Source organism: Pseudomonas putida, assembly GCF_002025705.1.
In the GTDB taxonomy this organism is placed as follows: domain Bacteria; phylum Pseudomonadota; class Gammaproteobacteria; order Pseudomonadales; family Pseudomonadaceae; genus Aquipseudomonas; species Aquipseudomonas putida_J.
In genome coordinates this window covers 5,839,627-5,857,754 of record NZ_CP018846.1, presented here as the reverse complement: position 1 = coordinate 5,857,754, position 18,128 = coordinate 5,839,627, and the positions used below count along the sequence as shown (strand labels likewise).

At 60.9% G+C, this 18,128-nt stretch carries 17 protein-coding genes; 9 read left to right on the top strand and 8 right to left on the bottom strand.

What is annotated here, in order from left to right:
- Window positions 1–73 precede the first annotated feature (73 nt).
- Complete coding sequence (locus tag BUQ73_RS26420; RefSeq protein ID WP_192858733.1) at window positions 74–1,021, top strand: LysR family transcriptional regulator; 948 nt, start codon at window positions 74–76, stop codon at window positions 1,019–1,021.
- Here the strand turns inward: BUQ73_RS26420 and BUQ73_RS28800 are convergent.
- Entirely contained in the window at window positions 963–1,181 is a 219-nt protein-coding gene (locus BUQ73_RS28800; RefSeq protein ID WP_079230289.1) for a PA3496 family putative envelope integrity protein, read from the bottom strand. The genes BUQ73_RS26420 and BUQ73_RS28800 overlap by 59 nt on opposite strands.
- 198 nt (window positions 1,182–1,379) lie before the next feature.
- On the bottom strand, window positions 1,380–2,246 hold the full coding sequence (gene hexR, locus BUQ73_RS26410) for a transcriptional regulator HexR (protein ID WP_027917078.1): 867 nt from the start codon (window positions 2,244–2,246) through the stop codon (window positions 1,380–1,382).
- 103 nt (window positions 2,247–2,349) lie between these two features.
- On the opposite strand from hexR, the gene zwf reads away from it, so the two are divergent.
- Window positions 2,350–3,792 (top strand): glucose-6-phosphate dehydrogenase, encoded by a 1,443-nt coding sequence (gene zwf / locus BUQ73_RS26405; protein WP_079230288.1) that lies wholly within the window; start codon window positions 2,350–2,352, stop codon window positions 3,790–3,792.
- 12 nt (window positions 3,793–3,804) lie between these two features.
- On the opposite strand, the gene BUQ73_RS26400 is transcribed toward zwf, so the two are convergent.
- Window positions 3,805–6,165, bottom strand: a complete 2,361-nt coding sequence (locus BUQ73_RS26400; protein WP_079230287.1) for a putative bifunctional diguanylate cyclase/phosphodiesterase — start codon at window positions 6,163–6,165, stop codon at window positions 3,805–3,807.
- A 218-nt stretch (window positions 6,166–6,383) separates the two neighbouring features.
- On the opposite strand from BUQ73_RS26400, the gene BUQ73_RS26395 reads away from it, so the two are divergent.
- From BUQ73_RS26395 to BUQ73_RS26380, 4 genes are all read left to right on the top strand, one after another.
- Window positions 6,384–6,701: a hypothetical protein gene (locus BUQ73_RS26395; RefSeq protein WP_079230286.1), complete on the top strand. Its 318-nt coding sequence runs from the start codon at window positions 6,384–6,386 to the stop codon at window positions 6,699–6,701.
- A gap of 143 nt (window positions 6,702–6,844) precedes the next feature.
- Window positions 6,845–9,031, top strand: coding sequence for a DNA helicase II (uvrD, locus tag BUQ73_RS26390; RefSeq protein WP_079230285.1), 2,187 nt, complete (start codon window positions 6,845–6,847; stop codon window positions 9,029–9,031).
- A gap of 152 nt (window positions 9,032–9,183) precedes the next feature.
- Entirely contained in the window at window positions 9,184–10,038 is an 855-nt protein-coding gene (locus BUQ73_RS26385) for a Tim44 domain-containing protein (RefSeq protein WP_079230284.1), read from the top strand.
- A gap of 114 nt (window positions 10,039–10,152) precedes the next feature.
- A complete protein-coding gene (locus BUQ73_RS26380; protein WP_027917084.1) occupies window positions 10,153–10,560 on the top strand; it encodes an SMI1/KNR4 family protein in 408 nt (135 codons plus the stop codon).
- Window positions 10,561–10,687: 127 nt separating this feature from the next.
- On the opposite strand, the gene BUQ73_RS26375 is transcribed toward BUQ73_RS26380, so the two are convergent.
- A complete protein-coding gene (locus BUQ73_RS26375) occupies window positions 10,688–12,448 on the bottom strand; it encodes a cation:proton antiporter (protein WP_079230283.1) in 1,761 nt (586 codons plus the stop codon).
- Window positions 12,449–12,779: 331 nt separating this feature from the next.
- Between BUQ73_RS26375 and BUQ73_RS26370 the strand changes: the two genes are divergently transcribed.
- Window positions 12,780–13,265, top strand: a complete 486-nt coding sequence (locus BUQ73_RS26370) for an acyl-CoA thioesterase (RefSeq protein WP_079230282.1) — start codon at window positions 12,780–12,782, stop codon at window positions 13,263–13,265.
- On the opposite strand, the gene pdxY is transcribed toward BUQ73_RS26370, so the two are convergent.
- Window positions 13,262–14,134, bottom strand: a complete 873-nt coding sequence (gene pdxY, locus BUQ73_RS26365; protein WP_079230628.1) for a pyridoxal kinase PdxY — start codon at window positions 14,132–14,134, stop codon at window positions 13,262–13,264. The genes BUQ73_RS26370 and pdxY overlap by 4 nt on opposite strands.
- 120 nt (window positions 14,135–14,254) lie before the next feature.
- On the opposite strand from pdxY, the gene BUQ73_RS26360 reads away from it, so the two are divergent.
- Window positions 14,255–14,647 carry a DUF3301 domain-containing protein gene (locus tag BUQ73_RS26360; protein ID WP_027917088.1) on the top strand — a complete coding sequence of 131 codons (393 nt, stop codon included), beginning with the start codon at window positions 14,255–14,257 and terminating at the stop codon, window positions 14,645–14,647.
- A 128-nt stretch (window positions 14,648–14,775) separates the two neighbouring features.
- Here the strand turns inward: BUQ73_RS26360 and BUQ73_RS26355 are convergent, their stop codons facing one another.
- From BUQ73_RS26355 to zigA, 3 genes are read right to left on the bottom strand one after another with little or no spacing between them, the layout of a single operon-like run.
- Window positions 14,776–15,747 (bottom strand): CobW family GTP-binding protein, encoded by a 972-nt coding sequence (locus tag BUQ73_RS26355; protein WP_079230281.1) that lies wholly within the window; start codon window positions 15,745–15,747, stop codon window positions 14,776–14,778.
- Window positions 15,748–15,786: 39 nt separating this feature from the next.
- Window positions 15,787–16,413: a DUF1826 domain-containing protein gene (locus tag BUQ73_RS26350; protein ID WP_079230280.1), complete on the bottom strand. Its 627-nt coding sequence runs from the start codon at window positions 16,411–16,413 to the stop codon at window positions 15,787–15,789.
- A complete protein-coding gene (zigA, locus tag BUQ73_RS26345) occupies window positions 16,410–17,618 on the bottom strand; it encodes a zinc metallochaperone GTPase ZigA (protein ID WP_079230279.1) in 1,209 nt (402 codons plus the stop codon). The genes BUQ73_RS26350 and zigA overlap by 4 nt, the downstream gene beginning before the upstream one ends.
- A 166-nt stretch (window positions 17,619–17,784) precedes the next feature.
- Here zigA and BUQ73_RS26340 point away from each other — a divergent pair, with 166 nt between their 5' ends.
- On the top strand, window positions 17,785–18,111 hold the full coding sequence (locus tag BUQ73_RS26340; RefSeq protein ID WP_416171840.1) for a glutamine synthetase: 327 nt from the start codon (window positions 17,785–17,787) through the stop codon (window positions 18,109–18,111).
- The last annotated feature ends 17 nt before the right edge of the window (window positions 18,112–18,128 follow it).

The window sequence follows — 18,128 nt, the reverse complement described above, 5'->3', positions numbered from 1 at the left end:
GCTGTATTAGCAAAAGCTTATAGTTCGGTAACAAGGTATTGCCGAAGAGCCGATAATAATGCGTAAGTCCTTGATGCGTATGACATTGCGTCAATTGCAGATCTTCAACGAGGTGTGCGATTTGCGCTCGTACAGCCGTGCGGCGGAGGAGATGGCACTGACGCAACCCGCCGTTAGTCTACAGATCCGCCAGCTTGAAGAGCTGATCGGCCAGCCGTTGTTCGAGTACGTCGGCAAGAAGCTGTACCTGACCGAAGCCGCCGAAGCACTGCAACGGGCCAGCCGCGACATCTTCGGGCGCCTGGAAAGCCTCGACATGCAGCTGTCGGACATGCAGGGCTCACTGCAGGGGCAGCTGAAACTGGCGATCGAGTCCAGTGCCAAGTACTTCGTGCCACACCTGTTCGCCGCCTTCAAGCAGCGACACCCGGAGGTCAACCTGACCCTCACCGTGGTCAACCGCGCCCAGGCGATCCGCCGGCTTTCCGACAACCGCGACGACCTGATCATCATGTCGATGGTGCCACAGGACATGGGGCTGGAGTTTCTGCCGTTCCTCAACAACCCGATCGTCGCCGTCGCCCCACCGGAGCACCCGCTGTGCAAGCTGGAGCAGCTTCGCCTGCAAGACCTGGAGCCTCATACCTTGCTCGTCCGTGAGCAAGGTTCGGGAACGCGCAAGGCTTGCGAGGAGTACTTCAAGGACAAGCGCGTGCACTTCACCCAGACACTCGAAGTGGCTTCGGCCGACGCCCAGCGTGAATGCGTGATCGCCGGCCTGGGTATCGCCCTGCTGACCCGCCACGCGGTGAACATGGAGCTGGCCACGGGGGTGCTCAGGGAGCTGCCTGTTGAGGAGTTGCCGTTGTACCGCAGCTGGTGCGTGGTGCAAGCCAAGGCCAAGCGGCAATCGCCGGTGGCCCTGGCCTTTCTTGCGTTCATCCGCAGCGAACGTGCTCTGATCAGCGCGCTTGTTGAGCGCTTCTCGGGGAAGCTGCCGCCGACGCTTGCCAAACCGTGAGCTCTCGCAACTCGGGATAATCCACAAGTTCACGAAGCAGTTGACGTTGGTCGCAATAGCTTTCGATCGCGCGGCGGTATTCCATGCGGCGCTGATCCTTTTCCTGCTGCTTGCGAGCCTTGGCGCTGGGGTGGTACGTACCTTCGAAGTCACGAGCCATTGCCTGTCTCCCAGTTAGGATGCGGGAGTTTCAGACTGGCCTTGAGGGTTTACGGTTTGGCTGTGGAATGGTGACAGAACCGTGAAATTTGCTTTGCCTTTGCGGGCCTCTCGCGGGCAAGCCCGCTCCCGCAGGAATAGCACCGCCTTCAGTACCTGTAGCAGCGGGCTTGCCCCATAGGGCCGGATCAGGCGGAACTCAGTCGTCGGTAGCCTTGATCGACTTGGGCGACAACCGCAGGCTGCGCAAGCTGCGCTTGACGCTTTTCAGGTGATTGACCAGGCTCGGCCCACGGGCCATGGCCACACCCATGGCCAGCACGTCGATCACCACCAGGTGAGCGATGCGCGAGGTCAGCGGGGTGTAGATCTCGGTGTCTTCATGCACGTCGATCGCCAGGTTGACCGTCGACAGCTCGGCCAATGGTGTCGCGCTCGGGCACAGGGTGATCAGGTTGGCACCACTTTCACGCACCAGGTTGGCGGTGATCAGCAGGTCCTTGGAGCGCCCCGACTGGGAAATGCACACTGCCACGTCGCCTGGCTTCAACGTCACTGCTGACATTGCCTGCATGTGCGGGTCAGAGTAGGCCGCGGCGCTGAGCAGCAGGCGGAAGAACTTGTGCTGGGCGTCGGCGGCAACCGCACCGGATGCGCCAAAGCCATAGAATTCCACGCGTTGCGCCTGAGCCATGGCACTCACGGCCTGTTGCAGGGCCTGTGGGTCGAGGTGCTCACGCACTTCCATCAGCGTGTGCAGGGTGGTGTCGAAAATCTTCAGGCTGTAGTCGGCAACCGAGTCATCTTCATGAATGGCGAACTGGCCAAAGCTGGCACCGGCCGCCAGGCTTTGCGCCAGCTTGAGCTTGAGATCCTGGAAGCCCGAACAACCGATCGCCCGGCAGAAACGCACGATGGTCGGCTCGCTGATGCCCACACTGTGCGCCAGGTCGGCCATGGAGCTGTGCATCACGGCAGCCGGGTCGAGCAGCACGTGGTCGGCCACTTTGAGTTCCGATTTGCGCAGCAGGTGGCGCGATTGGGCGATATGTTGCAACAGATTCACGGGCTGGACTCGGTTATGATCGGCTGGCCGGGATGTAGCTTTCTTGTAGTTATACTACATGGACGCCAACCCGCCCAGTTAAACGAACGTGGAGAGTGGTGGTTTGACTATTCCTTGCGACATTCTGGTGTTCGGTGGCACCGGTGACCTGGCCCTGCACAAACTGCTGCCAGCGCTCTATCACCTGTATCGCGAGGCACGCCTTAACAACGCGGTACGCATCATTGCCCTCGCCCGCCGCCACATAAGCCGTAACGAATACCTCAAGCTTGCCGAGCGCCATTGCCGGGCACAGATCGCCCGTAACGATTTCGAGGAAGAAGTGTGGCAGCGCTTTTCCGCACGCCTGGACTACTTCCCCATGGACGCTGCGCAAAGCGCCGACTTCGGTCGCCTGGCCCGCTACCTCGGCGAGCCTGGAGGGCTGACCCGCATCTACTACCTGGCCACTGCACCCAACCTCTTCGTACCAATCGCCAACCATCTGCGTATTGCCGGGCTGGCCGACCACGAAGCGCGCATCGTGCTGGAAAAGCCGATCGGCCACTCACTGGCATCCGCCACCGCGATCAACGAGGCGATCGGCGCAGTGTTCGATGAATCGCAGGTGTTTCGCATCGACCACTACCTGGGCAAGGAAACCGTGCAGAACCTGATGGCCCTGCGCTTTGCAAATGCTCTGCTGGAGCCCGTGTGGCGCAACAATCAGGTCGACCATGTGCAGATCAGCGTCTGCGAAACCCTCGGCGTGGAAAACCGTGGTGGTTACTACGACCGCGCCGGGGCGACCCGCGACATGCTGCAGAATCACCTGCTGCAGCTGCTGTGTCTGGTGGCCATGGAGCCACCGGCGCAGTTCGAGGCCGAAGCCGTGCGCGACGAGAAAGTGAAGATCCTGCGGGCCCTAAAACCCATCACTGGCCAGGACGTGCAAGACAAGACCGTGCGCGGCCAGTACGGTGCCGGGCACATTGGCGGCCAGGAAGTACCGGCCTACTACTTCGAGAAAGACGTCGACAACGACACCGACACCGAAACCTTCGTCGCCGTGCACGCCCACATCGACAACTGGCGCTGGGCCGGCGTGCCATTCTACCTGCGCACCGGCAAGCGCATGGCTCGGCGCTCGTCGCAGATCGTCATCCAGTTCAAGCCGGTGCCCCACGAGCTGTTCAACGGCGGCCAGGTCAACCAGCTGCTGATCCAGCTGCAACCTGAGGAACGCATCAGCCTGCGCATGATGACCAAGAGTCCCGGCAAGGGCATGCGCCTGGAACCTGTCGACCTGGACCTGAACCTTGCCCAGGTATTCGGCCAGACACGCCGCTGGGACGCCTACGAACGTTTGCTGCTGGACATTCTGGAGGGCGATTCGACGCTGTTCATGCGCCGCGACGAAGTAGAAGCCGCCTGGGCCTGGATCGACCCGATCATCAAGGGTTGGGAAGAGCACTTCCAGGCGCCCCGCCACTACGCCGCCGGCAGCAACGGCCCGGAACAGGCCAACAGCCTGCTGGCCAGGCATGGCAGGCACTGGCATAGCTGAGTGTGGGTGCGCTCAAGGCGCCCACGGACGGGCAAGCATCTGCCTGAACTCAGGCTCCGGAATGGGCCTGCTGATCAGGTACCCTTGTGCCTCATCACAGGCCTGCTCACGCAGGAACGCCAGTTGTTCTTCCGTTTCCACTCCCTCCGCCACCACCTTCAGGCCCAGGCCTCTGGACATGGTGATGATCGCCCGGGTAATGGCCGCATCCTGGCTGCCTTCGTGCAAACCCCGGATGAATGCCTGATCGATCTTCACATAGTCCACCGGCAGGCGCTTGAGGTAGCTCAATGACGAATAGCCGGTGCCAAAATCGTCGATGGCCAGTTTCACTCCCAACGCATGCAATTGCTGGAAGGTCGAGATGATGTGCTCGACGCTGTCCAGCAGCTGGCTTTCGGTAAGTTCCAGCTCCAGCAGGTGCGGTGCCAACCCGGTTTCCTCAAGCACCTGGCGCACCAGGCTGACCAGCTTGCCCTGACGCAGTTGGTAAACCGACAGGTTGACCGAAACCCGCACCTCCAGCCCTTGGCATTGCCATTCGCGCGCTTGCCTGCAGGCATGGCGGAGCACGAATTCACCGATGGGGGCAATCAGCCCGGTTTCTTCCGCCAGGCCGATGAACTCCCCTGGCGGCACCATGCCCCACTCTGGATGCTGCCAACGCACCAATGCCTCGGCGGCATGCAGGTGCCCGCTGAGCAGGCACAGCTTGGGCTGGTAATAGACCATCAGTTGCTCTTCTTCGATGGCCTTGCGTAGCTGGTTCTCCAGTTGCAGGCGCTCGAGGGTGCTGGCGCGCAGGCTCTCGGTATAGAACTGGAAGTTGTCGCCGCCCAAATGCTTGGCATGCTGCTTGGCCATGTCTGCCTGGCTGATCAGGGCATCGGCATCGAGGGTGACATCGGACAGCACACTGATGCCTACCGAAGCACTGACCACGACCTCGTGCCCATCGAGCCGCTGCGGCTTGCGCAACTTGTTCAACAACCGGGTGGTGACCCGCACCAGGCTCGACAGGTTGCTGTAGCCATCGAACAGGACAGCAAACTCATCGCCGGAAAGCCGCGCCACGGTATCCGCCTCGGGAACGGTACTGACAATGCGCCGCGCTATCTTGTGAATCAGCTGATCGGCCAGCTCATGGCCCAGGCTTTCATTGAGCAGCTTGAAGCGGTCCAGATCGACATGCAGCAGAGCAAGGCTGCGGCCATTGCTGCGCACGCGTTGCGCGGCTTCTTGCAGGCGCAGCCGGAACAGTGACCGATTGGCCAACCCGCTCAATTCGTCGTAGTGCGCCAGGTACCGCAGGCGCTCCTCAGACGCCCGACGCGCCGAGAGGTCGGTGAAGAAGCCGACTACCTGGCTCAGGTTGCCTTGGGTATCGCGTACAGCAGTCAATTGCAGCCGCTGTGGATGCAGTTCGCCAAGCTTGCGTGCCTCTACCAGCTCACCCTGCCAGCCACCTTGCTGCGCCAGCGCCAGCTCGATCGCCTGGCTGTGCCGGCGCACATCGCAGTGGCACGGTAATTCGAACAGCTCGCGCGCCAGCAGCTCGGAGCGGTTGTAGCCGGTCATCTGGCAATAGGCCTGGTTCACTGCAAGCAGCACGAGATCGGCACTGAGAATCACCACACCGTCATTGCAGGCTTCGAACACCGTTGCAGCGAGGCGCTGCTGTTCTTCGAGCACCTTCTGCGCAGAAATCCGTTGCAGGTCCTGGTTCAACGCTTGGTTCTGGAAACGCCGCAGCAGGCTGCGGTCGAGCAGCCGGTTGACCTGCCAGGCCACTACCACCAGCGCCGCCAGCAATATCAGGCCTAGCCAGCCCCAGCCACGTTGCAGCCCCGCCTCGAAGTAGAACAGGAACAGGGTGGGCGGCAACAGGCAGGGCAAGGCAAAGCTGAGAAAGGCCGGCAGGCTGACTGCATAGGCAATGCTCGCACTCAGGCTGGCCATTCCCAGCAGGCCGAACACCCAGGCCTGCTGCACGAAGTTGTCTTCCGGCACCAGGGCGATTGCGGCACAAGCCAAGGTCAAGCCACTGAATGCCGAGCCGAACAGGAACATGCGACGCCAGCCGGGGTTAGCCTGGCGTTGTGCCGAGGCGGCTTCGAACGCCGCAACCTGGATCACTCGAAGGGCCACCAGCGCCAGCAGCCATACCAGCCACACGCCCACCAGCAGATATCGCCCAGGGCTCCACAGCAGCCAAGCGCACAGCAGGCCGTTGAGCAGCATGAACAATGTGGGTAGCAGAGAGCCTTGATACAGCAGACGGGTTCGCTCGACGGAAAGCTGAGTGGCGAACTGCCTGCGCACGTTCCTTGTCATCTCCAGCGATACTCCGATCGCCGTGCAGTCCTGGGTCATAGCGCTGGTTCTTGTAGAGTTCTTGTTATGGTTGGCACTGAACGAGCTGCGATCTTACACAAACAGCAAGCTTGGCCAAACTGCTCAGGGTCATCTTTCATACACACAGGTGCAGTCACTGGTATAGCTGAAACGCTGCCAGATCCCATCGGCGGCCATGGAAAGCGAAGGTAGTGCTGCGTCCGTTGGCGCTACGCTCATTTTCCAAGGAACTCATCATGAATACGATCAACAACCTGATTGCCTACAACAACGATGTACCAGGCGAGCCGACTTACTTCGAAGTTCAAGGTACCGTGACGGTTGCCCACCCAGGCATCGAGCCGGTTTTGGTAGAACCCAAGGTACGCCACCGCGGAGGCTGGGAAGTACTTGAACTGCAACTTATGGAGAAGGAAGGTTTTTTCACGCAGGTCGTTACCCAGAAGAATGTGTACTTCCGGCGCGAAGGTGGTACTTCGTGGAAGTCTCTGGAGGTCATTGAGCCTGCGGGCTCCCAAAGGGTTCAAATTGGCTATCGCCAGGCAAACGAGTAAACCCGGTGCGAGTCAGCCTGATTGCCGCAATGCGGGCGATCAGGCAACTGCTGGCGGCAGAAGCCGATGAGCGACAGCGCTCAAGGTGAATATTCATACAGTAGATGTTTGCCCCTTGTCCGGCCTCCCCCTAGAATGGCCGGATGCACACAGATGACCTCTCCCTCCTGCTGAATTCCCTTAACGATGCCCAACGCCAGGCCGTCGCGGCCACGCTTGGGCGTCAGCTGGTGCTTGCTGGCGCCGGTTCCGGTAAAACCCGCGTGCTGGTGCACCGCATCGCCTGGCTGATCCAGGTCGAGCAGGCCTCGCCGCACTCGATCCTGTCGGTGACCTTCACCAACAAGGCTGCCGCCGAAATGCGCCAGCGTATCGAGCAGTTGCTGGGCATCAACCCAGCGGGCATGTGGGTAGGCACCTTCCACGGCCTGGCGCACCGCCTGCTGCGAGCGCATTGGCAGGAAGCACGCCTGGTGCAGAACTTCCAGATCCTCGACAGCGATGATCAGCAACGGCTGATCAAGCGCGTCATGCGCGAACTCGGCCTGGACGAGCAGAAATGGCCGGCGCGCCAGGCTCAGTGGTTCATCAACGGGCAAAAGGACGAGGGCCTGCGCCCGCAACATATCCAGGCCAGCGGCGACCTGTTCCTGCAGACCATGCGCGATGTCTATAGCGCCTATGAACAGGCTTGTGAACGCGCCGGGGTCATCGACTTCTCGGAATTGCTGCTGCGCGCCCTCGACCTGTGGCGCGACCACCCTGGCCTGCTGGAACACTACCAGCGGCGCTTCCGCCACCTGCTGGTGGACGAGTTCCAGGATACCAACGCCGTGCAATACGCCTGGCTGCGCCTGCTGGCGGGCAAGAACGGTGGCAGCCTCATGGCCGTGGGTGACGATGACCAGTCCATCTATGGCTGGCGCGGCGCCAAGATCGAGAACATTCACCAGTACACTGCCGACTTCCCAGACGCCGAAATGATCCGCCTGGAGCAGAACTACCGCTCCACCGGCGGCATCCTCAAGGCCGCCAACGCGCTGATCGCCAACAACAGCGGGCGCCTGGGCAAGGAACTGTGGACCGACATGGGCGAAGGCGAGCCACTGACGCTGTATGCCGCTTACAACGAACACGATGAAGCGCGCTATGTGGTCGAGACCATCGAGAGCCTGATCAAGCAAGGTAGCGCCCGCAACGACATCGCCATCCTGTACCGCTCCAACGCCCAGTCACGGGTGCTGGAAGAGGCGCTGTTGCGCGAGCGCATCCCCTACCGCATCTACGGCGGCCAGCGCTTCTTCGAACGCGCCGAAATCAAGAACGCCATGGCCTACCTGCGTCTGATCGAAGGCCGCGGCAACGATGCGGCGCTGGAGCGGGTAATCAATGTGCCGCCACGCGGTATCGGCGAAAAAACCGTCGAAGCCATTCGCGAGCACGCCCGCCACAGCCAGCTGTCGATGTGGGAAGCCATGTGCCAGCTGCTGGCCGCCAAGGCGCTGAAAGGTCGCGCCGCCTCCGCCCTGGGTGCCTTCATCGAATTGATCGAAGGCCTGGCCAGCAAGGTCGCCGACATGCCGCTGCACACCATGACCCAGACGGCCATCGAGCAGTCCGGCCTGATCATCTATCACCAGGAAGAAAAGGGTGAAAAGGGCCAGGCACGGGTAGAAAACCTTGAGGAACTGGTCAGTGCCGCGCGCAACTTCGAAACCAGCGAAGACGATGCCGACCTGTCGCCGTTGTCGGCCTTCCTTGGCCATGCCTCGCTGGAGGCTGGCGATGCCCAGGCGGACGAGCACGAAGACAGCATTCAGCTGATGACCCTCCACAGCGCAAAAGGCCTGGAATTCCCCTATGTGTTCCTGGTGGGCATGGAAGAGGGCCTGTTCCCGCACAAGATGAGCCTGGAAGAGCCCGGCCGCCTGGAAGAGGAACGCCGCCTGGCTTACGTGGGCATCACCCGCGCCATGCGCCAGCTAATCATGACCTATGCCGAGACCCGCCGCCTTTACGGCAGCGAGACCTACAACAAAGTGTCTCGTTTCGTACGCGAGATCCCGAGTGGGCTGGTTCAGGAAGTACGCCTTTCCAACAGTGTCAGCCGACCGTTCGGCGGTTCGACAAGCACCGCCAGCAACCTGTTCGCCAATGCCAATATTCCGCAGACCGCCTTCAACCTTGGCCAACGCGTGCAGCACGCGGTGTTTGGCGAAGGGGTGATCCTCAACTTCGAGGGCTCCGGCGCCCAGGCACGGGTGCAGGTAAACTTTGCCGAAGGCAGCAAATGGCTCATGCTGGGGTACGCCAAGCTCGAGGCCATTTGAGGCCGCTCCTACACGGGCAGCATCAACCCATCGAACAGATGGCAGGCCTGTAACACTCAGGCAAAAGCTGGAAACATCTTGTCGCTGGTCATGTGCACAGGAACCTGTGCACCATGGCGCGCGTGCAATCCACAACAGGGGAAATCCCATTTATGCAACGTTTTCTTAGCATCGCACTGGCGCTCTGCGTCGGCCTGACGCTGAGCCTGGACGCCAACGCCAAGCGCTTCGGCGGCGGCAAGAGCTCGGGCGCCGCGCCTATCCACCAGACCCGCCAGGCAACGCCAACCACGCCTGCTGCCGCGCCGACCGCTCCTGGCCGCGCCCCGGCCGCCGCCAGCGGTGCTTCGCGCTGGCTGGGCCCACTGGCAGGCCTCGCCGCCGGTGGCCTGCTGGCATCCATGTTCATGGGTGACGGCTTCCAGGGCATGCAGATCATGGACTTCCTGATCATGGGCCTGATCGCCTTCCTGGTGTTCCGCTTCATTGCCGCACGCCGTCGTCAGCAGCAGCCACAAGTGGCAGCTCCAGGCCACGCGCCGTTCCAGCGTGAAGCGCATGGCCAGCCTGCCCAGCCGTCGATCTTCGGTGGTTCGGCCACCCCTGCCGCCGCACCCGCTCCGGTGATCAACGCACCGGCCTGGTTCAACGAGCAGAGCTTCCTTGCCGCGGCCCGCAGCCACTTCCAGTCGCTGCAGCAGCACTGGGATGCCAACGAGATGGACAAGATCGCCGAGTTCGTTACCCCGCAGATGCTCGAGTTCCTCAAACGCGAGCGCGCTGACCTGGGTGATGGCTTCCAGTCCACCTACATCGATGACCTTGATGTGCAACTGGACGGTGTCGACGATCGCGCCGACCGTACCGACGCCACCCTGACCTTCCGTGGCGTGTCGAAGACCTCGCGCTTCGACCAGGGCGAAGCCTTCAGCGAAAGCTGGCACATGGTTCGCGCCCAGGGCGAGAACCAGCCTTGGCTGGTCGCCGGTATCCGTCAAAACGGTTAACCGCCGCGCGTTGCACAAAAAACCCCGGGCCTGTCCCGGGGTTTTTGCTTTTGCCAGAGCGGGCTACTAGGGTATAACGCGCAGCGTTGTCATCAAGGTCAGAGGATGTAAACCGTGGAAGAAGTGATTGAACAACTCCGTGAAGCCAATGAACCCGTGCCGGTGCCGCTGGAGCTTCCGGACGAAGACCAACTGGTCGAGATCGAAGAACAGCTGTTCATCAACATTCCGTTCGTGTTCAAAGAGTTTCTGCTGACCGTCAGCGATGTAGTGTACGGCTCGCTGGAACCGGTGACCTGCACCGACCCGCAATCCCATACCTACCTGCCCGACGTCGCTGCCAACGCCTGGGATGCCGGTGTTCCACGTGACCTGATTCCACTGTGCGAAGACGGCAACAACTACTACTGCGTCGAAGAAGACGGCACCGTGGTGCTGTGGGAAGGCGACGAAGAAGCCGTTGCCGAGGAAAGCTGGGAGTCAGTGTGGCACTGGGCTCGGGACGTGTGGCTGGAGAGCTGAAACACAGGCAAAAACATGGCTTAGTGCCATCAATGCAGTTAAAATCGCCAGGCTTTCTGCGCCTGGCGACATCGTTACCGCTCCATCCCCTCGTACGACGGCGAAATCTTGCGCAGAGGGCATGCCCTCAGTGCGAATGATCGCGACTGTTCTCCAGCGTCTCCAGCAAGGCGATCTGCATCCGTGAATGCACGCGGATAAACCAGCGCCACAGCAACGACACCACCACCGCCGCGACCACTGCGATCACCAGCAACAGTTCGCTGGTCGGCAGAATGCTTGCCGACAATGCCGACAGCAGCAGAAAGATCACCAGCAGCGACAGCAACGGAATCACCTCGGCAACCACGCGACGCACGCGCTGGGTGTGCCGCCCGGCCATTTCTGGCTTCACTCCCATCTCTGCCAACAGCATCGACAGTGCCTTCAGCTTGCGATAGGCGGCAATCAGGAACGGCAGCGACAGCAGCAACGCCGCGCCCCAGATCAGCGCCTTCTGCTGGCTGACATCAGTCACCCACTCGTTTAGCCAATCGCCGATGCGCCCGGCGAAATAACCGCCACTGAAGAAGATCGCGATCACCAGCGCCAGATTGACGCCGACCTGCAGCAGGATGCGCCTGATCATCGCTGCCAGCATGGCGCTTTCACCTTGTGGCTGAATGTTGCGCAACCATTCCCCATAAAGTGACAGCACCCGCGCCAGGCGCCGTGGCACGACGTTGCCAAGCTTCTGCGAAAGCGGATCGGCGGCGCGAATAAGGTAAGGTGTCAGCAGCGTGGTGATGGCCGAAACAGCCACAGCCACCGGGTAAAGGAAGTCGCTGGTGACCTGTAAGGTCATCCCCAGGGCCGCGATGATGAAGGAGAATTCGCCTATCTGCGAAAGGCCCATACCCACCCGCAGCGAGGTACGGCCATCGTTACCGGCAATGAATGCGCCCATGCCGCACGACAGCATTTTGCCCAGCACCACCGCCAAGGTGATGACCACGATCGGCCAGGCATAGTCGACCAGCACCTGCGGATCAATCATCAGGCCGATGGCGACGAAGAAAATCGCGCTGAACAGGTCGCGCACGGGCTCGATCAGGCGTTCGATCTTCAGCAGCTGGCGCGACTCGGCCATGATTGCACCGATCAGGAAGGCCCCCAGCACCATGCTGTATTCCAGCTTGACTACCAACAGGCAGAAGCCGAAGCACAGGCCCAGTACGGTAATCAGCAACATCTCGTTACTTTCGAATTTCGCGACGTAGGCCAGTAGTCGTGGCACCAGCAGAATGCCGATGACCAGCGCGACGATCATGAACAACGACAGCTTGCCGACTGTCGAAAACACTTCGCCGGAGCTGACCGAGCCACTGACGGCGATGCCGGATAGCAAGGCGATGATGCCGATGCCGAGGATGTCCTCGACGATCAGCACGCCGAAGATGAGCTGCGCGAAGCGCTCGTTCTTCATCTTCAGGTCGTTCAGTGCCTTGACGATGATGGTGGTCGACGAAATAGCCAGGATCGCGCCAAGGAACAGCGAGTCCATGGTATTCCAGCCGAACCATCGGCCAATCTCGAACCCGATCCAGATCATCAGGACGATTTCCAGGAACGCCGCGATGAATGCCGTGGCACCCACCTTGAACAGCTTGCGCAGGCTGAACTCCAGGCCCAGGCAGAACATCAGGAAAATCACCCCCAGCTCGGCCAGGGTCTTGATCGTGTCTTCATCGTGGATCAGGCCGAACGGCGGGGTATGCGGGCCGATGATGAAACCCGCAACGATGTAGCCCAGCACCACAGGCTGCTTCAGGCGATGAAAGAGAATCGTCACCACACCAGCGACCAGCATGATCACTGCCAGGTCCTGGATGAAGCTGATGGCATGCATGGCGCGATACTCCTTTTCGACTTTGCTGGATGCCCGGGCAGACCGCTCCTCTGCCAAAGCCGAGCCGAGCGAGCAGCAAGTACATACTGTATTGAATGCAGGAAAGCCCATGTTGCATGGGCGTACTCAGGGTAACATCGCACCCCGCCGCAAAAAGCCGGTGCAATATGTAGAAACAGATCGGCCGATCAGCCGCCTCTGATGACGCGATAGGCGTGACGACGGAGCGTCCGGCAACGTCCCGTAACAGGAAGGCAAACCTTCAAGAGGGGAACCAGAAGTGTCAGAAGATACCCGCCCCGATTCAGCGCAACCTCACCGTGAGCACACTATGGAACCTGGAAACGCCCAGCTGAGCATGACCGTCCTGATGACCCCGGACATGGCCAACTTTTCTGGCAACGTACACGGCGGCACCTTGCTCAAGTACCTCGACGAAGTGGCCTATGCCTGCGCCAGCCGCTACGCCGGCAGCTATGTGGTGACCCTGTCGGTCGACCAGGTGATCTTCCGCGAGCCGGTGCACGTCGGCGAGCTGGTGACCTTCCTCGCCTCGGTCAACTACACCGGCAACACTTCGATGGAAGTGGGTATCAAGGTGGTCACCGAGAACATCCGCGAGCGCTCGGTACGCCACTCCAACAGCTGCTTCTTCACCATGGTCGCGGTCGATGACAACCGCCGCCCGGTGCCGGTGCCGCCACTTCAGCCGCACTCCAGCGAAGAGAAACGTCGCTTCCTGCAGGGCCAGCAGCGTCGCCAGATCCGCCAGGAACTGGAAAAGCGCTATCAGGACCTGAAAACCGACGCGATCTAGAACGCCAGACGCTGCGCCTCGAAGCGCACGCGCGGGTGGGCGATGCGATCCTGGGCCCGCACCAGCTGCAGTTCGTAGCTGGTGCAGGCCTGAGTTTCCAGCAGCACCTCATGCACGGCCGCCGCAGTGAACTCAAAGGCCTGCTGCCAGTTGTCTCCCAGCAGCACCCGGGCCAGGAACAACCCCGAAGTCAGGTCGCCCACGCCAACCGGCTGCCGCGGGAAGGCCAGCAAGGGGCGACGCAGGTGCCAGCTTTCTTCGCGGGTCACCAGCAACATTTCAAACATGTCTTCAGCACGCCCCGGATATGCCAGGTGCTTGACCAGCACCACGTGCGGGCCGCGCTCGAGCAAGCTGCGCGCCATGTTCACGCAGTCTTCGAGGGATTGCGCACGACGGCCGCAGAAGCTGTCGAGTTCCAGCTGGTTGGGGCAGAGGATATCCGCCTTGGCCACTGCTTCATCGAGCAGAAATTCACTGACCTCCTGCGGAACGATACAGCCCTTCTCCGCATGGCCCATGACCGGGTCGCACAGGTACAGTGCCTTCGGGTTTACCGCCTTGATCCGCTCGACGCCAACGAGGATCGCCCGGCCCTGTTCGGCACTGCCCAGGTAGCCGGAAAGCACCGCATCACAGTGACCCAACTCGCCGATGTTGGAAATGCCTTCCACCAACGCAGGAATTTGCGCTGGAGCGAGCACTTCACCCGCCCACTGGCCATACTGAGTGTGATTGGAAAACTGTACTGTATTAAGGGGCCAGACATTGACCCCGATACGCTGCATGGGGAACACCGCAGCGCTGTTGCCGGCGTGGCCAAACACCACGTGGGACTGAATGGCGAGCAGGTGCGGAGTACGTTTCATGCGGGCGGTTTCCAAAGCAGTTTCAAGGATTGTGCAGCGCGCAGTATGAACTCGATTGCCACCTGTACGACAGGCCAGGGACGCAGTTAAGCTGGTTCGACTTGTTTGGAGCATACGTAAATGTTGACCCTGGAGAATCTCTTCGTCCTGATGTTGCTGGCCACGGCAGGCGCTTGGTTATGGCACAACCATGGGCTGCGCGAGAAGGCCCTGGAGCGGGTCAAACAGCACTGCGCCAAACTCGATCTGGAGCTGCTGGATGACGCCGTTGCGCTCAAACGCATCGCATTCATCCGCGATGCCAACGGCAGGAAGCGGCTGGCCCGAGTCTATGCCTTCGAGTTCACCGTGACCGGCGAACAGCGCCACCCCGGCACCGTGACCCAGTTCGGTGCCCACAGCGTACAGATCGAACTGGCGCCCTACCCGTTCGAGATCAAGACGCCGCCACGGGCTGACAATGTGATCGAGATGCAGCAGTGGCGCCAGGAACACAATCGCTGGCGCAACTGAACCCTGGCTGATCGCTTGTAGGAGCGGCCTTGTGTCGCGAAAGGGCTGCGCAGCAGCCCCCAAAGTTCAGCACAAACGCATAAATTGCTGGGGCTGCTGTGCAGCCCTTTCGCGACACAAGGCCGCTCCTACACGATCAGGCATTTCGCCAGAGCCGTCTGCAACAGCGGCTCTGGCTGCGCCTGCTCGAAGATCAGCTCGATGCGCGAGTCCTTGCGCCAGTCACTCGGCTGCCACGGCGGCAAGACACCTTCCAGTCCATTGAATGACTGCCATCCATCAGTGATGTGGATAACTCCCTTGGCGCGCCGCCATGGCCAGGCCGCGAGAAAAGCCTGCAAGCGTTGTGGGTCGAATCGCTGACTGGGATGCCAGCGCCAGCCGATGCTCCAACCACCCTCGCCCTCCTGTGCCGAACAAATTGGCAGAGACGGATCTATCCACAGGGCTGAAGGCGCTGTGGATAGACTTGCCCCAGGCAAATTATTCACAGAACTGTCATCATTTTGACTTGTGGATGAAACAGGCAGCATTTCGAGATCGACCAACCCCTGCAAGGTCCAAACCTTGTGGATATTTAAAAACTCTTTATTTATCAACAACTTGATATCTTCATCCACAGCGTCGGCTTTGTTCAGCAGAACCAGCGCCGCCACCTGCAAGGCCTGCTGTTGAGCCTCTGGCAGAGGCTCACCTCGCGCCAGCGCCTGAGCATCCAGCACCATCACCAACGGCTGCACCGCCAGTACCCCGACCCAGGGTGCCTGCCCCAGCTGGTTCAACAACTGCAAAGGATGACCCAGCCCGGAAGGCTCGATGAACAGCCGGTCTGGCCGGGCCTTGCGCAGCAGGCGGCCAAGACCAACCTGGAACGGTGTGCCATTCACGCAGCACAGGCAGCCTCCGGCTACCTCGCCGATGGCAATACCGTCCTCGTCTCGGCTCATTAGTGCCGCATCGAGGCCGACCTGGCCAAACTCGTTGACCAGCACAGCCCAGCGTTCGCTAACCGGGCGCTGGGCCATCAGTTGGCGGATCAGGCTGGTCTTGCCGGCCCCCAAAGGGCCGGCGATGACGTGGGTAGGGATATTCTGCAGCATGCCAGGATTTCTATGCGGAGTTCCCCCCACTATGCCCCGTCATGCCAGCCAGTCAAGGCTGAGCAACAGACGCCGCTGTTCACTGGCAGGTGAGCGGTGGATAAGTCCCGCCCCTTCATTGCCCAACCATTTTTCCCCTTTCAGAACAGCCACCTCACCTGGTTTCAGGCTGCGAATGTTATCCACAGGAGTCGCCGCCAGATGCAGACCGGCCCGCTCAACTACGCCTTCTTCCAGCCATTCGCTACCAGGTCCGACGTAGGTGGTCAGCAAACGCAAGGGCACGTTATCCACATGAAAGCGCGGGCACATGGCGCCTTGCAGCACCCTTAGCCGCAACCCCACCCGCCGTGCGCCGAGCAAACAGGTGTAAGCCGAGACCAGCCACTTCACATCGGCGACAAAGCCCTCGTAACCATGCAGGTCGGCAGCCTCCTGCAGCAAGCCAGGCAATTGCGGTGGCTCGTGCTCGCTCACATCGAGTACACGCTGGTCAGCCAGAGACTGGCCGAGGCTGACCACCAAGGTAGCAAAGTCTTCAACCTGTGCTGGCAAACGGCGCTGCCAGACGGCGAGGTTCACGCCATCCTGGAAGATCTCGGTGAGCACCTTTGGTGCCTCACCAAAGGCCTGGCGGATATCCCCAGGCCGCAGCGCCGGGTTCATGCTGCTTCCTCGGTATGCCAGGGGCCGAACGGATCCGGCAAGCGAAGCCAGGCCATCGGGCCGAGCGCCATTTCCTCATCATTCAGCAGGCAGGCATCCAGGTCTGTGGATAACTGCGCGAAGTCGATGTTCTGCCCGATGAACACCAGCTCCTGGCGGCAGTCACCCGTTTCGGCATGCCAATGCTTGAGGATGTCCGCGGTGCTCTGCTCATCTTGCGGCCAATGCTCTCGTGGCACAAAACGCCACCAGCGCCCGGCCAGGCCATGGCGCATCATGCCGCCGGCCTGCGACCAACTCCCGGCTTCCTGAAATTTGCTGGCAAGCCAGAAAAAGCCCTTGGAGCGTAGCAACCGACCATTGCTCCAGGTGTTGTGGATAAAGTCGAAGAAGCGTTGTGGGTGCAGGGGCCGGCGGGCTTCCCAGGTGGTCGCCGCAATGCCGTACTCCTCGGTTTCCGGGATGTGCGCGCCGCGCAACTCCTGCAGCCAACCCGGCGCCTGCGCAGCCTGGTCGAAGTCGAACAGCCCGGTGTCGAGAATCCGCGCCAGCGGCACCTGGCCCATGACCATCGGCACAATCTGCGCGCGGGCGTTGAGGCTGCGCAGAATGGCGGTAAGTTCTTCACGCTCGTGCTGGCTGATCAAGTCGATCTTGCTCAACAACAGTACATCGGCGAACTCGACCTGTTCGATCAACAGGTCGCTGATGGATCGCTCATCTTCTTCGCCCAGCGTCTCTGCGCGGCTAGCCAGGCTGTCGGCTTCCTGATAATCGCGCAGGAAGTTCAAGCCATCGACCACGGTGACCATGGTGTCCAGGCGCGCCATGTCGGACAGGCTACGGCCTTGCTCATCGCGGAAGGTGAAGGTCTCGGCGACCGGCAGCGGCTCCGAGATGCCGGTGGACTCGATCAACAAATAGTCGAAGCGGCCCTCCTCGGCGAGCCGCGCGACTTCCTCCAGCAGGTCTTCACGCAGGGTGCAACAGATGCAGCCGTTGCTCATCTCGACCAGTTTTTCTTCAGCGCGATTGAGACTGACATTGCGCTGCACTTCGCTGGCATCGATGTTGATTTCACTCATGTCGTTGACGATCACCGCGACCCGTAGGTTGTCGCGATTACGCAGCACATGGTTGAGCAAGGTACTTTTGCCGGCGCCCAGGAAGCCGGAAAGCACGGTGACAGGAAGGCGATGGGACATGGTGAAACCTCTTCAGGCGGACGCACTCGAAACGATGCATTGCATAATGTTATAAAGTAACACTACAATTTCGCCAAGTCGCATTCGTCGCAAGCGCACTTCGGAGATGGAAATGAGCCTGTCACCTGCTGCCCTGTTGCTGCTGCTTCTCACGCCAGTGCCTGCCATGGCACTGGCACAGAGCAGTTCGCTGGCGCTATGTACCCGAAGCGCAACGTTGCTGGCCTGCCAGGACGGCAACGGCAGTTACTACAGCGTGCGCACGGAAGGTAGCCATTTCTACTTGCGCGGATTTGACACAGCAACGCGACGGCTTTGGGCGCAGACCAACAGCCGCTATGGCACGCTAACGTTTTTCACCGGGTTGGCCAGCGATGGGGAAGCCTGGTTCGGCTACAGCCGGCGTGTTGGCTGGACCACCTTGAATCGAGTTTCCAGCTCCAGCGGCCAACGTTTCAATTTGCATTGCAGCCTGGTCGGCGGATGTCGCTGACCCTTCGCCTGGTATCC

Coding starts and splice junctions, on each gene's coding strand:
- BUQ73_RS26420 (WP_192858733.1), top strand. CDS start 74: ATGCGTATGACATTGCGTCAATTGCAGATCTTCAACGAGGTGTGCGAT.
- BUQ73_RS28800 (WP_079230289.1), bottom strand. CDS start 1,181: ATGGCTCGTGACTTCGAAGGTACGTACCACCCCAGCGCCAAGGCTCGC.
- BUQ73_RS26400 (WP_079230287.1), bottom strand. CDS start 6,165: ATGACCCAGGACTGCACGGCGATCGGAGTATCGCTGGAGATGACAAGG.
- BUQ73_RS26395 (WP_079230286.1), top strand. CDS start 6,384: ATGAATACGATCAACAACCTGATTGCCTACAACAACGATGTACCAGGC.
- uvrD (WP_079230285.1), top strand. CDS start 6,845: ATGCACACAGATGACCTCTCCCTCCTGCTGAATTCCCTTAACGATGCC.
- BUQ73_RS26385 (WP_079230284.1), top strand. CDS start 9,184: ATGCAACGTTTTCTTAGCATCGCACTGGCGCTCTGCGTCGGCCTGACG.
- BUQ73_RS26375 (WP_079230283.1), bottom strand. CDS start 12,448: ATGCATGCCATCAGCTTCATCCAGGACCTGGCAGTGATCATGCTGGTC.
- BUQ73_RS26370 (WP_079230282.1), top strand. CDS start 12,780: ATGGAACCTGGAAACGCCCAGCTGAGCATGACCGTCCTGATGACCCCG.
- pdxY (WP_079230628.1), bottom strand. CDS start 14,134: ATGAAACGTACTCCGCACCTGCTCGCCATTCAGTCCCACGTGGTGTTT.
- BUQ73_RS26360 (WP_027917088.1), top strand. CDS start 14,255: ATGTTGACCCTGGAGAATCTCTTCGTCCTGATGTTGCTGGCCACGGCA.
- BUQ73_RS26355 (WP_079230281.1), bottom strand. CDS start 15,747: ATGCTGCAGAATATCCCTACCCACGTCATCGCCGGCCCTTTGGGGGCC.
- BUQ73_RS26350 (WP_079230280.1), bottom strand. CDS start 16,413: ATGAACCCGGCGCTGCGGCCTGGGGATATCCGCCAGGCCTTTGGTGAG.
- zigA (WP_079230279.1), bottom strand. CDS start 17,618: ATGTCCCATCGCCTTCCTGTCACCGTGCTTTCCGGCTTCCTGGGCGCC.
- BUQ73_RS26340 (WP_416171840.1), top strand. CDS start 17,785: ATGGCACTGGCACAGAGCAGTTCGCTGGCGCTATGTACCCGAAGCGCA.